A 13,341-nucleotide genomic window follows, 5' to 3' on the forward strand; every position below is an offset into this window, starting at 1 on the left:
AGCCTTTCCGGTTGGCGTACAGGCGCAGGGTCTGGGCCGTACAGGAGGCGAGCGCCGCCTGCACCAGCTCGTGAGGGGTCGGACCGAGATCCAGCCCGCCCAGGGCGACGGGTTCGTCGACCACGAAGCGGGCGGGGCCCGCGGTGATCGTCAGTTGTAGGCCGCCGAGACCGGCGTCGGTCGCGATCGAGGGCCGGGAAGCTGCGTCGGTCATGGGAATCCTTCGGCGAAGTTTGGAAAACAGGGACGCCGTCGCCTGCCTTGGCGACGGCGACTACATGAGCATGTTCGACGGCGTCGGATGATCAGGCGTCCGCCAGGACCGCGAGCGCGGCGTCGCGCTCCTCGATCAACTCCTGCACCGAAGCGGCCAGACCGGCGCGCGTGAAGGCGTCGAGCTCCAGACCCGTGACGGGCGCATAGACGCCGTCGCGGCAGGTCGTCGGCACACCGCAGACCAGCCCTTCGGGAATGTCGTACTGGCCGATCGAGGCGACGCCCATCGAAACCCAACGGCCGTTCGAGCCCTGCACCCAGTCGCGCATATGGTTGATGGCGGCGTTGGCGGCCGAGGCCGCCGAGGAGGCGCCGCGGGCTTCCAGCACGGCCGTGCCGCGACGGGCCACCTCAGGGATGAGGGTGTCGCGATACCAGGTCTCGTCGTTGATGAGCCCGGCCAGAGACTGGCCCTCCACGGTCGCATGGCTCCAGTCGGCGAACATGGTCGGGGAGTGATTGCCCCAGACCGCGAGCTTCTCCACGGCATCGACGGGGACGCCCGCGCGGCGCGCGAACTGGGCGGCGGCGCGGTTGTGGTCGAGGCGGATCATCGAGGTGATGGCGCCGGGCGGCAGATCCGGCGCGGACTGGATCGCCACCCAGGCATTGGTGTTCGCCGGATTGCCAACCACCAGAACCTTGACGGAGCGTTTGGCGACCGCGTTCAGGGCCGCGCCCTGGGTCTTGAAGATGGCGGCGTTGGCCGCCAGCAGGTCGCGGCGCTCCATGCCCTTGGCGCGGGGGCGCGACCCGACCAGAAAGGCGGCGTCGATGTCGTCGAAGGCGATAATGGGGTCGTCGGTGGTCTGGATGGAGGTTAGTAGCGGAAAGGCGCAATCGTCCAGCTCCATGACCACGCCCTGGAGCGCCGCCTGAGCCTGAGGCAGGTCGAGGAGGCGAAGATCGATCGGGGTGTCGGGCCCGAACACATCGCCCTGGGCCAGGCGGAACAGCAGGGCGTAGGCGATCTGGCCGGCGGCGCCGGAGACGGCGACCTTGACGGGGGCGTTGGGCATCGGAACCTCAGGATTGCGGGGTTTGAGAAAGGGCTTGGTCGATCGAGGCGGAGACGGCTTCGAGGGTCAGGGCGGTGTCCAGACGTCGGTGCTGGACGAAGAGCGTCGGCGTTCCATTCACCCCGGCGTCGCGGGCACGGGCGACACGGCGCTCCAGGGCCGCGATGGCCTCGGGATCGGTGATGCAGGATTGAAGCCGCGCCTCGCTGATGCCGAACCGCGCCGCGATCCTGAGGAGGGCGTCGCGCGGGCCGCCGCCGTTCGCCCATTCGGACTGGCCGTGCATCAGGGCGTCGATGACCTCGAAATAGCGATCTTCGCCTGCGCACCGCGCCAGCAGAACGCCGGCGGCGGAGAGGTTGGCGGGGCCGGTGATGAATTCGCGATAGATCAGCCGGACCCGCCCGGCGTCGATGTAGCGCCGCCGGAGTTCGGGCAGCACCTCGATGGCGAAGCGGGCGCAGGGGCCGCAGGTGGTCGAGGCGTATTCGATCAGGGTCACGGGCGCGTCAGCCTGGCCCAGCACCATGTCGTCGGCTTCGGCCGCGCGCGGCGCACAGGCGGTGATCAAGGCGCCGACGCCGCCCGCCATGAGGACGCGGCGTGACGGCGTGAAAAGGTCATGAGGCATTGGTGATTCCAGAAAGGACGGAGTGGAGGCGGATCAGCGTGCGCAAGGGATGTCGCGCTTGGCCGCCTCGGCGAGGCAGGGGGCGACGAACAGGTCTCCGCGCCAGGCGCCGCGCACCGTACGGGCGCCGACGATCAGCCACAGCACCAGCAGTGCGGCGACCAGGGCCATGCCGAACAGGTTGAAGGCCGGGATGGGGAGCAGGGTTCCCAGCTTCAGCGTCGCGACAGAGAAGACGCCGAGTGGGAAGGTGTAGCCCCACCAGCCCAGATTGAACGACAGGCCCTGACGCAAGTAGCGCAGGGTGATCAGCACGGCCATCGCGGCCCACCACAGGCCGTAGGCCCACAGCAGCAGGCCGCCGATCAGGCCGATCCCGCGCGCGGCGTCGCCGTACTGGCCCAGACCGGCGGCGGTGAAGATGGCGGGCGCGGCCTGGCCGAGCACCAGCATGCCGAGCGCGCCCGTGCCGATCGGGCCCAGCGACAGCCAGCTGGAGGCCGCCATACCGGCGTGCGGCAGTTTGTGGATCGCCATGCGGAGCACGAGGATGACCAGGATGCTCATCGCCAGCGGCACGGACAGGGCCCACAGGCCATAGCTGACTACCAGCACCGACAGGGCGGCGTTCGGGTCCGCGAGGTGCGGCGCGATCAGGCCGCCGGTGACGGCCGCGACCTCGGCCGCCACGACCGGCAGCAGCCAGACGGCCGTCATCTGGTCGATGGCGTGCTCCTGGCGGGTGAACATCATGAAGGGGATGCCGATGCCGCAGGCGACGGCAAGGGCCACGTCGATCCACCACAGGGCTTCGGCGACCGGCACGACGCCTTCGCCCCAGCGCGCCAGGCCGAAGGCCATCAGGCCGTTGATGATGGTCGCCAGCCCCATCGGGATGCAGCCGAAGAACATCGACACGACCGAATGGCCGAAGATTCGTCGCGCGCCGTCGAAGAAGAAGATCCAGCGCGCCGCGTAGAGAACGGTGAACAGGGCGAACAGGCCGATGTTGAAAACCCACAGGGCTTCGGCGACGATTTTTACGCCGGGTATGGGGACCGGAAGCTGGTTCAGCGCCAGGGCGAGGATGCCGGTTCCCATGGTGGCGGCGAACCAGTTCGGCGTGAACTGCCGCACGATCTCCCTGGGCGATTGCAGACTCGCCAACGGGCGAAGGCCGAAGGCGACGTCGCGAACGTGAATGTCATGAGCCATGAGAGGTTATCCAGACGAGCGGTCAGCCCGCGGTGAAGCGATAGACGGCGCCGAGCACGACGGCGGTGACCAGAAGGCAGGCGGGCAGGGTCAGCATCTGCAACGCGGCTTCGCGGCCGCTGATCCAGCCCGTGTCGATGATCACGCGACCGGCGAGGCAATCGTTCAAGGAGCGGATGCGCTCGCCCGGCGCAGGCGTATCGGCCAGCAGGCTCATCCCGGTGAGAAGGCCGAAGAACATCAGGCCGAGAACGGTGATGAAGCCCAGGGCGAGCATCGCCTCGCCGTGACCGAACACCAGCCAGAACACGGCCACCATGGCGGCGTAGAGACCCGCGACCGCCTTGACCATTGCGGGGTGAACGCCGGTAAGGCCGACGCCAGGCTGGACCCGGTGCAAGGTCTCGCCGGATTGGGTCGCGGCGATGGGAGAAGGCGGAATGAAAGGCGTCTGCGGTTTTACATTCTCAGGACCGATGGCCTGGCGCCTGGCGACGGACCTGCGGCCTTGGCGCATGGCCGGAGCGGCGAGAAGGGTGGTCATGGCGGCTCTCCTTTCGGAGTGGAGGCCAGTCTTCGGCGCGCTCCTCGACATCCGGGATGCGCCTCTTGGATCATCAGCTCCAACGGATGTTTTAGATAGGTTTGTTCGCTTTGATCGAATGAACGCCCTAGGGGGTGATCAGCGCGGCTGCCCACGCAAAGGCGGCCTGCAGGCCAAGACGATGCTCGGGGGCGGTGTTGATGAACGTCGGGCTCGGGTGTGGCGCGAGACACAGCTCCACTTCAGGCCGCAGGCGGGTCAGCGTCGGAGCCGCCATCGCGGCGACGCGGCCGCACAATACCGCGGCCCTGAGGCGATGAAGCGGGGTGACCAGTCCCTCTAGCGTGGCCAGGCCGGAGGCGATCTCCTGTCTTGTCAGCGGTCGCGCGGACCCCGAGCGAAGCCAGGGGACCGTGTTCCAAAGGACGATGCGGCGGCGGTCGAGCCCCGCTGCTTCCATCGCGCGCTTCAGGTTGCGCGCGGTGCCCGTGGGATTGTCGATGGAGACGAGGCGATCCGCTTGCGGTCCCGGGGCCGGTGTCTCCAGAAGCACAAGGATTTCCGCCTCGTCTCCACCGTCGAGGGGGTCGAACTTCGGCGTACCTTGTTGAGCGCCCACGCCCCTATCCAGAGCTCTCAGGAATCCGTTCAGTCCCTCGAGATGCGTGTGAGGCGGCGCGCGGTCATTCACCAGTGAAGGCCAGACACCGCCTTGACGAGCCGACGCGCTCAATGGCGTGACGCCGTCAGGGACGCCAGGAACACCTCGCCCGCCTTTGAGCGATAGCGCTGCTTGTGCCGCAGGAGCCAGAACGGGCGGTCGGGCAAGGTCAGGGGCAGGGCGGCGAGGATGCCGGCGCGCAGGCGCGCGGCGACGACATTGCGCGACACGACCGTCGCTCCCGCACCGGCCTCGACGGCGGCGGCGACCGCCTCATTCCCGGGCAAGGTCATGGCCACGTCCAGAGCGTCGATGGCCAGCCCGCGCTGATTGAGGGCCGTCTCAAAAGCCGACCGGGTGCCGGAGCCGGGCTCGCGCAACACCCAGGTCATTTGCTTCAGGTCCGGCGGCCCGGCGCCGTCCTGGGCGGCGGGGTGGTCGGCCGCCACGACCAGCACCAGTTCGTCGTGATCCAGAACCGAACGGCTCAACGCCGGCTCGTTCAGTTCGCCCTCGACCAGACCCAGTTCAGCGCAGCCCTCCAGGACAGCGTCGGCCACCTCGCGCGTATTGCCGATCGAGACCTCGATGCGGATGCCGGGATGAGCCTGATGAAACCGGGTCAGTCGGGCGGGAAGCCACCAGCCGGCGATGGTCTGGCTGGCGTGGATCGACAGTCGTCCGCGTTTCAGGCCGCCCAGGTCGTCGAGCGCGTCCTGCGCCGCCTCGACACGGGCGAGGATCGCCTTGGCCTCGACGAGGAAGGTTGCGCCCGCCTCGTTCAGGACGATGTTGCGGCCAACGCGGTCGAACAGGGCGACGCCGTGGCGGCCCTCCAGCGTCGTCACCGCCGAGCTGACCGCCGACTGGGTCAGGTTCAGGGCCTCGGCGGCGCGGGTTACGTGCTGGCGCTCGGCGACGGCGACGAAGATGCGGAGCTGGTCCAGGGTCATGGGACAATCCTAACCCACGAAGCGGCGACTTCGACAGGGAACGTTCGGCGACGGCGAACGTTCCGAGCGGAACATCGCGTTGGTCGTCCGGGACGATCGCCTGCAGGATCGGATCATGACCCACGCCCCACCCTCCCGATGGATCAGAACCGGCGTCCTGGCGCTTGGCTCGGCGACTGCCGGTGCCGCAGTTATGGCCTTCGCACAGATGCCCGGCTCGGACTTCGATGCGGCGATGGCCGAGGCGATGGAGCGGATGCACCGCGACATGGCGGTAGAATCCACCGGCGACCCAGACGTGGACTTCGCCGCCATGATGATCCCGCATCATCAGGGCGCCATCGACATGGCGCGCGTCGAGCTTCTGTACGGGCAGGACGAGACCATGAAGCGTCTGGCCCAGGGGATCATCATTGAACAGACCCAGGAAATCGCCCTGATGCGCGACTACCTGACCCGCCATTCTGATGCGCCGACGCCGACCGGCGGCGCGACCTCGACCCATCACGGACACGGATCATGACCCTGACAGCCCGCGCCATCGCCGCCCTTGTTCTCAGCCTGTCCGCCGGACACGCCTTGGCCGATCAGGTTCCGGGCGCGGCGGCGGCGCCCGCCATCCCGATCAGCAGCCAGGATCGGTTCTATTCGGCCGACCAGTTCTCCAACACCGTCTCGGTGGTCGATCCCTCGACCAACGGCCTGCTGGGGGTGATTTCCCTCGGCGAACCGACTCCGGCCAACCTCAGCCCGCTCTACAAGGGCCAGTTGCTGGTCCACGGCATCGGCGCGGCGCCGGACGGCAAGACGATCGCCGTGGTCTCGATCGGGTCCAACTCGGTCAGCTTCATCGACACGGCCAGCAACACCGTCAAACATACCACCTATGTCGGGCGCTCTCCGCACGAGGCCTTCTTCACGCCGGACGGCCGCGAGGTCTGGGTCACGGTGCGGGGCGAGGCCTATGTTTCGGTGCTGGACGCCGCGACCTATCAGGAGACCGCCCGGGTCGAGACGCCCAACGGGCCGGGCATGACCATCTTCTCGCCGGACGGCCGCTACGCCTACATCTGCTCCAGCTTCAGTCCCGAGACGGTGGTAGTCGAGACCGCGACCCGTCAGATCGTCGGTCGGGTGGCCCAGGCCAGTCCGTTCTGCCCCGACATCGCCGCCACGCCCGATGGAAGCCAGGTCTGGATGACGCTGAAGGACGTGGGCAAGACCATGGTTTTCAACGCCCGTCCGCCGTTCGCTGTCCTACAGACGCTCGACACCGGCCCCTTGACCAACCACGTCAACATCGTGCGCAACGCGGCGGGCCAGTTCGCCTATGTGACCGTCGGGACCGAGAACCGGGTCAAGGTCTATCGCACCGACACCTTCACGCTCGTGACGGAGATCGAGGTGGGGTCGCTGCCGCACGGTCTGTGGCCCTCCGGCGACGGCTCGCGGATTTACGTCGGGCTGGAGAATGGCGACGGCGTGGCGGTCATCGACACCCTGGCCAACCGCGTGATCGCCACCGTGCCGATCGGTCAGGGACCGCAAGGGGTCACCTATGTGCCGCGTGCGGTCACTCAGGGTGACGGCAGGGCCAACCTCACGCCCCTGGGCGCAGCTCGCGCCTCGCATCAACTCGTTCTGACGGGCGAGGGCGACACCCGGTCCCAGGCGACCTTGTTCGAGCAGGGGCAGGTCCAGATGCTGCAGATCGCCGCCGCAGGCCTCCAACCCGGCAAGCCCTATGTCCTCGCCTTCGCCAATGCGGCGGACGGATCGGGGACGCTCGAGCCTCTGACGAAGTTCATGACCAATCCGGCTGGGTCTGCGGTCGTCAACGCCGTGGGCCCGATCCGTCAGGTGGTCGCCGCCGACGCCGGCGCACCCCGCCGTTGGCTGGTCATCGCCTCGGGCACGCCCGAGGCGATCGGCGCGGTCGTCCAGAGACAGTCGGAATAGGACCGGCCGCCATGCGGATCGACAAGTTCGTCCATAGCTGCCTGCGCCTGACGATCGGTGCAGATCGACTGCTCTTCGATCCGGGCAAGTTTTCGTTCGTCGACGGACGGGTCGATCCTGCTGTCTTTTCGGATGTCTCGACGATCGTCCTGACGCACGGCCATCCCGACCACATCGACCCTGACGCTCTGGCCAGGATCGTGCAGGCGAGTGGCGCGACACTCGTCGGCAACGGCGAGGTCGCCGACAAGCTCGGCGAGAAGGGGCTGTCGGTCACGGTGTTCGAGGAGGGCGAACGGACCTTCGGCGCGTTCCGGCTGCAGGCTCAGCCGGTCGCGCATGAGCCCATCCTGTCGGACGAGAGCCCGCAACTGACAGCCTTCCTCGTCAACGACGTTTTCCTCAACCCGGGCGACAGTTTCGACAGCCGTCTGGATCGGTTCGCGGGCGTGGAGGTGCTGGCCCTTCCGGTGATGGCGCCTTACCTGACCGAGCTCACTGTCCATGCGTTCGCCAAACGGATGAAGCCAAAATCGGTCGTCCCGGTCCATGACGGCTACGCTCGCGACTATTTCCTCAGGCAGCGTTACGACGTCTACGAGCCCTATCTGGACAAGGCCGGGATCAAACTGCACCGGCCGATGGCGCCCGGAGACGGGTTCGACGTCTCTGACCATGACTGACGCAGTCTGCACCTCCACCGGTTTCGCGCGATTGCGATCGCGATAAAATGGCGGCGGCTCGGCGTGGTAACTCAGGTGAATGTCGCCTTTGCGCGGTGACTGTCATGTCCGCTCATGGCGCGAAGCTGGCTTTGCGCTTCGCTGTGGTGGCAGGAGTGGTCACCGAGGCCCCGACGTGCCACTCGTCCCGGTGGGAAGGCAGGCGGCCATGGGGATCGCAACTTTGGGAGCGGACGGCAGCATCGATGTTCTCGAAGCCAGCACGCCGGAGAAGCGGAGCGCGCCGGGGAATAGTTGTTCAACGCCGACCGAGCGCTCACGCGCTCGGTCGGCGTGCGGCGGCGCGCGACTTTGAAGCCAGGCGGAATGAAAGGGCAGGAGATCTGCCGATAGATGACGATGAGCTCCAGGCCTCGCCTGTTCTTCAAAACGTCAGGCTATGGTATCCGCCTATGCCTAGGTATACCGGTACGATTCCCTCGCGCACCACGCCTGCGGCATTGTCAATACACCCCGAAAGATCTCGTGATCACGCGCTTTTTACATCCGATTATTTCTTCATTGTTTTCAACAGTCCACGATCTATTCGGACTACGATACGGCGCTTTAGGTGACCTCTGGTGCAAAGTCCTTGCCGATCAACGCGCTACCGGCCTTCGTGTAATCGAGTGGGAATAGGGCAGGACGTCCGTCGGTTCTTTCAAGTGGCAGGTATTCTTCGAAACCGCACGGTGCGCCGGCGTGCGGGTTGCAACTACTTTCCCGCTTAACCCACGCTCTTCGACGAGATTACAAATCCACCATCAGGATCGTCGCCTGCTTGCGAGTCGCGGTCGAATATGACTAAACATGAATGACACCGGTAGCAGTCGAGCGGCCAACTCGCTGTGACACCGGTGTCTCCCGTCAGCAGCGGGAGGCGTGAACGAGGGCGTTCGATCCTTGATGCGCAACACTTGGGAGGAGAAACTAGAATGATCCAACGCCACAAATTTGCGCGCCACGCCCTGGTCGCCACCGCGTCGCTGGGAGCCCTAGCTCTCGCCATGATGGCGCATGACGCCGCCGCTCAAACGGCCGAGGTCGCTGCACCTCAGACGGATGACGCTGCAGAAGTCGATGACATCGTCGTCACGGGCTTCCGGGCCAGCCTTCAGAATTCCTTAAACATCAAACGCCGCGAAGCTGGCGTCGTCGACGCCATTTCAGCTGAGGACATCGCGGATTTCCCCGACACCAATCTGGCCGAGTCGATCCAGCGCATTCCCGGCGTCTCGATCGACCGCGATGCGGGCGAGGGCCGGTCGATCACCGTCCGCGGTCTGAGTTCGGAGTTCACCCGCACGCGGATCAACGGCATCGAGGCCCAGGCATCGACCGGCGCCACCGACTCGTCGGGCGGGGTGAATCGCGGTCGTGGCTTTGACTTCAACGTCTTCGCCTCAGAGCTCTTTAACAATATCACGGTGCGCAAGACCGCCTCGGCCGAGACGGAAGAGGGGTCGCTGGGGGCGACCGTCGATTTGCGCACCAGCCGTCCATTCGACAAGATGGGCTTCCAGGGCGCGCTGTCTGGCCAGTACGGCTACAACGATCTGTCGCAGGACTGGAGCCCGCGCTTCGCCGGTCTGATTTCGAACACCTGGGCGGATGACCAGATCGGCGCTCTGTTCTCGATCGCCTACAGCGAGCGCGACAGTCTGGAGGAAGGTTTCAGCTCGGTGCGCTGGGGACCTGCCAGCGCCGACGGCGGCTTCCAGAATGGCGCTGTCCTGCCGAACGCCGCGCGCACCTACCACCCTCGCATCCCGCGCTATGGCAGCTTGGAGCACAGCCAGGAGCGTCTGGGCGCGACGCTGTCGGTGCAAGCCCGCCCCGGCAACGGTCCGACCCTGTTCACGATGGACATGCTGTACTCGAAGCTGGATTCGACCCGCAGCGAAAACTTCCTGCAAGCCTGGTCGCTCAGCCGTGGCGCCGATCAGGGCGGCAAGCCGCAGGTCGACATCATGAGCTTCGAGATCGATCCCGACACTGGCGAGATGATCTATGCCCAGCTCGACGACATGGACATCCGCAGCGAGCAGCGGTTTGACGAGCTGGAAACCGAATTCAAGCAGATGACCTTTGGGGTCGAGCACGAGTTTTCGGATCGGCTGCGGTTCGACGGCCTGATCGGTCGCGCGGAATCCAGCTTCGCCAATCCGGTTCAGATCAGCGCCATTATCGATCGACAGAACGTCGATGGCTATTCCTATGACTTCCGCCAGAACCGCAATCTGCCGGCGATCAACTGGGGCTTCAACGTCGCCGACCCCACGCAGTGGAGTGTTGTCGGACCGACCGGCGCCCAGCCCCGCTCGGAGCTGCGCATCAGTTCGAACTTCCAGGAAAACGTCTATACGACGGGTGAGGCCAACTTCGCCTTCGACGTAAGCGATTGGCTCACACTGAAAGCGGGCGTCAGCCGCAAGGAATACGAGTCGAGCAGCCGCGCCTTCGCGCGCCCAAACAACGCCAACGGTTCGCCAGCGCTGCCGGCGGGCACGAGCATGGCTTCGGTCACCAATCTGCTAAGCGGGTTCGGTCGCAATCTCGATCTGCCGTCGGGCGCTGCGACCAGCTGGGTTCGGCCGGATCTGGCTGCGTTGCAAACAGTCTGGAACTACAACTGCAACTGCGACACGGGCGTAGCAGGCGGTGATTTCCGACTGATCGGCCTGAACGGCAATCCGTCCACCTATGGCAACTGGCGTGACGTGACCGAGACCGACACCGGCGCCTATGTGCAAGCCGATTGGGACACGGAAATCATGGGTGTGCCCTTCCGAGGCAACCTCGGTGTGCGTCAGGTCAAGACTGAGGTCGACGCCTTGGGTTATTCGAACGTCGGTGGTGTTGCGACGCCGGTCCGGGGCGAGAACGAATATGACGACACCCTACCGTCGCTGAACGTGTCGATCGAGCCGATGAAGGATTTGATCGTGCGTTTGGGCGCCGCCAAGGTCATGGCGCGACCGCCTGTCACCAGCCTCGTTCCGGTCTTCACGTTGAGCGCGGCCGGGGCGGCGACCAATACGGCCTCGCTGGGCAATGTCGAGCTGGAACCGTATCGGGCAACAACCTACGACCTTTCGGTTGAATATTACTTCGCGCCTGAAGCTCTGCTGTCCTTCGCCTACTTCTACAAGGACATCTCGACCTATGTGCAGACGACCACCGAACCGCTGTCGTACAGCCAACTGACGGCCGTGAACCCTGTGGCCTTCCCGGCGGGCGGTCGTCCTGCCGGCGACATCTATCAGTTCAGCACGCCCACAAACACGCCGGGTGGCCCGCTGAAAGGCTTCGAGATCAGCTATCAACAGACGTTCTCCTTCCTGCCCAGCCTGCTGTCGAATATCGGTACGCAGCTGAACTACACGCACGTTGAATCCGAGATTCAGTATTGCGTCACCGCAACCTGCGCGGCCTTCGTGACGGCGGATCTGGTCAACCTGTCGCCAAACGCCTGGAATGCGACGCTGTATTATGACGACGGCAAGTTCAATGCGCGTGTGTCAGCGGCCTATCGCGACACCTATTTCCAGAACGTGCCGGGTTCGAACGGCGCCACGGGCCTGATTCCGTATCAGGGCAAAACCGAAACCACGACGATCGACGCTTCAGCATCCTATAACCTGACCGATAACCTCAGTGTTTCTGTCGAGGGGCTCAATCTGACCGACGAAGCCAACCGTCAGAACCACGGCGACATCGGCCTGCCGCGTGACAGCACCTATGTCTATCACCACACTGGCCGCCAGATTTACATCGGCGCGCGGTATCGCTTCTGATCCCAACAGATCGGCGAGATAAGACAGGCGGCGTCGGTATAACCGGCGCCGCCTTTCTTTTGACATCGGCCGAACTGCGCGACGCGGCGAGAGAATTTTCGCCTGCTGACTAGTTGCCTTGGCGGAAGTCGAACCTTTGGTTTGCGACGAAATCTTCCCAGGCGCTGCGCGTGGCGAAGTCCAGGCCGCGATCCCACGCCGATCCCATGTAGTAGGTGAACGGCTGACCCGGCGTGACCCGCACCAGGATCAGATAGTTGTCGGCGTCTTCGGTAAAGCCTTCGACCGTTGCAGGATCAACCGCCAAGGCGATGCCAAGCGAGCCATGCTCGGGGTTCTCAGGCTCCCAGAACATCAGACGCCCGTGTGCGGCGTCGCGCGTGACGAAACCCCGTCCGTTGTCGTTGCTGCGTTTCGAAATGCCGATCGCGACGATCAGCGGTGCGTCGGAATTCGAGGTTAGAGTTGAAGTCATGCGCGTGAAGTTGGACCCTAACGGAAGGCTGAACTCACGCGTTTCTGAAACCGTGCGTACGACGTCGACCGGCCAAGGGCGGTAGGTCACGCTGAACCGCGCCTCGTCGCCGCCGGTTTTCTCGATCTGGTCGGTGGAGAAGTTGCGACTGGTCCAGAGCTTGTTGTCGTACCAGATGCCCAGACCTCCGGCGCCTCTGCCGCGTCCCACGTCGTAATAATCCAGGCCTTCACCGCGATCGACGTGATAGTTCGGGAACTTCAACTGGCGGTCCATGAAGGGATAGCGGACACGTTTGGCCCACACATCGATGCCCGAGCCAGAGGGCGCCTCGCGCGCTTCAAGCGTGGGACCGTAAATGCGATGAGCGACGCGATCGTTTTCCCATAGCAGATCATCCAAACGATCCGGCGCGAAGCGGGCGACGGCGCGCGGTCGCCGCTGATCTGCCGGCGGCGGCTCCAGCGGTTCGATGGTCGAGGGTCGATTCAGAGCGGATGGATCGTAGGAGAGCGCCGAGGTCGCACGCATTTCGGCGTCTCGGCGGCGTATTTCTTCGGCGCCGACGACCGTCACGGGGGCGGGCGGGACAGGTGTGGTCGCAGCGATCACTTCGGCCGTGTCGCGCGTGGGTTCCGCCAATGGCAGAGAGCGAACTGGGTCATTCAGCGACGCGACTTCCAACCCGGCCAGAATATAGGTTCCTGAAGCATAGAGGCCGACGTCCTCAGGGTCGGTCGACACGGGCTGATCGCCGGTCTTCTGCGCTGCGCCCACCAGGCCGTTCGCAAGGACATGGCGGTTCAGGCCGGCCCACCCCTTCAACACATGCGGCAGGTAGGTGTCGCGATCCAAAAGGCCGTGATTGATCCCCCAGGCCAGGGCGTAGACATAGAAGACCGAGCCTGAGGTTTCAGCCTCGGGATAGGCCTCGGGGTCCAGAAGGCTGGCGCGCCACAGTCCGTCCTCCTGCTGAAGTCCTGCGACCCTGCCGGCCATCTTCTGGAAGAGATCGACATAGAAGGCGCGGCCGGCGAAATCGGCCGGCACGGACTCCAGCCATCTTACTAAACCGCCGATGACCCAGCC

Annotated in this window: 12 protein-coding genes; 4 read left to right on the plus strand and 8 right to left on the minus strand. The window is 65.2% G+C overall.

The genetic code is table 11. The annotated features are described in order from the left end of the window. From RT123_RS10895 to RT123_RS10925, 7 genes are all read right to left on the minus strand, one after another. Positions 1-214: OsmC family protein (locus RT123_RS10895; protein ID WP_409514906.1), on the minus strand; the 214-nt coding region annotated here is incomplete at its 3' end. A gap of 91 nt (positions 215-305) precedes the next feature. Next, the gene (locus tag RT123_RS10900; protein WP_066550122.1) at positions 306-1,295 is read right to left on the minus strand and encodes a malate dehydrogenase; all 990 of its coding nucleotides are present in this window, start codon (positions 1,293-1,295) and stop codon (positions 306-308) included. A gap of 7 nt (positions 1,296-1,302) precedes the next feature. After that, positions 1,303-1,926, minus strand: coding sequence for a DsbA family protein (locus RT123_RS10905; protein ID WP_082503531.1), 624 nt, complete (start codon positions 1,924-1,926; stop codon positions 1,303-1,305). Positions 1,927-1,959: 33 nt separating this feature from the next. After that, positions 1,960-3,141: a TDT family transporter gene (locus RT123_RS10910; protein ID WP_313009154.1), complete on the minus strand. Its 1,182-nt coding sequence runs from the start codon at positions 3,139-3,141 to the stop codon at positions 1,960-1,962. A gap of 22 nt (positions 3,142-3,163) precedes the next feature. After that, on the minus strand, positions 3,164-3,685 hold the full coding sequence (locus tag RT123_RS10915) for a hypothetical protein (RefSeq protein WP_156363211.1): 522 nt from the start codon (positions 3,683-3,685) through the stop codon (positions 3,164-3,166). A gap of 127 nt (positions 3,686-3,812) precedes the next feature. Continuing rightward, positions 3,813-4,304, minus strand: a complete 492-nt coding sequence (locus tag RT123_RS10920) for a uracil-DNA glycosylase (protein ID WP_162237593.1) — start codon at positions 4,302-4,304, stop codon at positions 3,813-3,815. A 110-nt stretch (positions 4,305-4,414) separates the two neighbouring features. Then, a complete protein-coding gene (locus RT123_RS10925) occupies positions 4,415-5,299 on the minus strand; it encodes a LysR substrate-binding domain-containing protein (protein ID WP_055808299.1) in 885 nt (294 codons plus the stop codon). A 115-nt stretch (positions 5,300-5,414) separates the two neighbouring features. Between RT123_RS10925 and RT123_RS10930 the strand changes: the two genes are divergently transcribed. The 4 genes from RT123_RS10930 to RT123_RS10945 all read left to right on the plus strand — a co-directional run bounded on the left by RT123_RS10930 (position 5,415) and on the right by RT123_RS10945 (position 11,777). Beyond that, positions 5,415-5,822 carry a DUF305 domain-containing protein gene (locus RT123_RS10930; protein WP_055808492.1) on the plus strand — a complete coding sequence of 136 codons (408 nt, stop codon included), beginning with the start codon at positions 5,415-5,417 and terminating at the stop codon, positions 5,820-5,822. Then, a complete protein-coding gene (locus tag RT123_RS10935) occupies positions 5,819-7,258 on the plus strand; it encodes a YncE family protein (protein ID WP_055808301.1) in 1,440 nt (479 codons plus the stop codon). The genes RT123_RS10930 and RT123_RS10935 overlap by 4 nt, the downstream gene beginning before the upstream one ends. An 11-nt stretch (positions 7,259-7,269) precedes the next feature. Next, positions 7,270-7,941, plus strand: a complete 672-nt coding sequence (locus RT123_RS10940) for an MBL fold metallo-hydrolase (protein ID WP_055808303.1) — start codon at positions 7,270-7,272, stop codon at positions 7,939-7,941. Positions 7,942-8,915: 974 nt separating this feature from the next. Then, positions 8,916-11,777 carry a TonB-dependent receptor gene (locus tag RT123_RS10945; RefSeq protein WP_313009157.1) on the plus strand — a complete coding sequence of 954 codons (2,862 nt, stop codon included), beginning with the start codon at positions 8,916-8,918 and terminating at the stop codon, positions 11,775-11,777. A gap of 109 nt (positions 11,778-11,886) precedes the next feature. Here RT123_RS10945 and RT123_RS10950 read toward each other — a convergent pair. After that, the coding region (locus tag RT123_RS10950) for a DUF4861 family protein (RefSeq protein ID WP_313009158.1) at positions 11,887-13,341 on the minus strand (1,455 nt) is incomplete at its 5' end.

Source organism: Brevundimonas vesicularis, assembly GCF_032067225.1.
Lineage (GTDB): Bacteria > Pseudomonadota > Alphaproteobacteria > Caulobacterales > Caulobacteraceae > Brevundimonas > Brevundimonas vesicularis_F.

Bases quoted from the DNA above. Each gene is read 5' to 3' on its own strand.
- RT123_RS10925 (WP_055808299.1), bottom strand. From the start codon at position 5,299: ATGACCCTGGACCAGCTCCGCATCTTCGTCGCCGTCGCCGAGCGCCAG.
- RT123_RS10945 (WP_313009157.1), top strand. From the start codon at position 8,916: ATGATCCAACGCCACAAATTTGCGCGCCACGCCCTGGTCGCCACCGCG.
- RT123_RS10900 (WP_066550122.1), bottom strand. From the start codon at position 1,295: ATGCCCAACGCCCCCGTCAAGGTCGCCGTCTCCGGCGCCGCCGGCCAG.
- RT123_RS10905 (WP_082503531.1), bottom strand. From the start codon at position 1,926: ATGCCTCATGACCTTTTCACGCCGTCACGCCGCGTCCTCATGGCGGGC.
- RT123_RS10930 (WP_055808492.1), top strand. From the start codon at position 5,415: ATGACCCACGCCCCACCCTCCCGATGGATCAGAACCGGCGTCCTGGCG.
- RT123_RS10910 (WP_313009154.1), bottom strand. From the start codon at position 3,141: ATGGCTCATGACATTCACGTTCGCGACGTCGCCTTCGGCCTTCGCCCG.
- RT123_RS10915 (WP_156363211.1), bottom strand. From the start codon at position 3,685: ATGACCACCCTTCTCGCCGCTCCGGCCATGCGCCAAGGCCGCAGGTCC.
- RT123_RS10940 (WP_055808303.1), top strand. From the start codon at position 7,270: ATGCGGATCGACAAGTTCGTCCATAGCTGCCTGCGCCTGACGATCGGT.
- RT123_RS10935 (WP_055808301.1), top strand. From the start codon at position 5,819: ATGACCCTGACAGCCCGCGCCATCGCCGCCCTTGTTCTCAGCCTGTCC.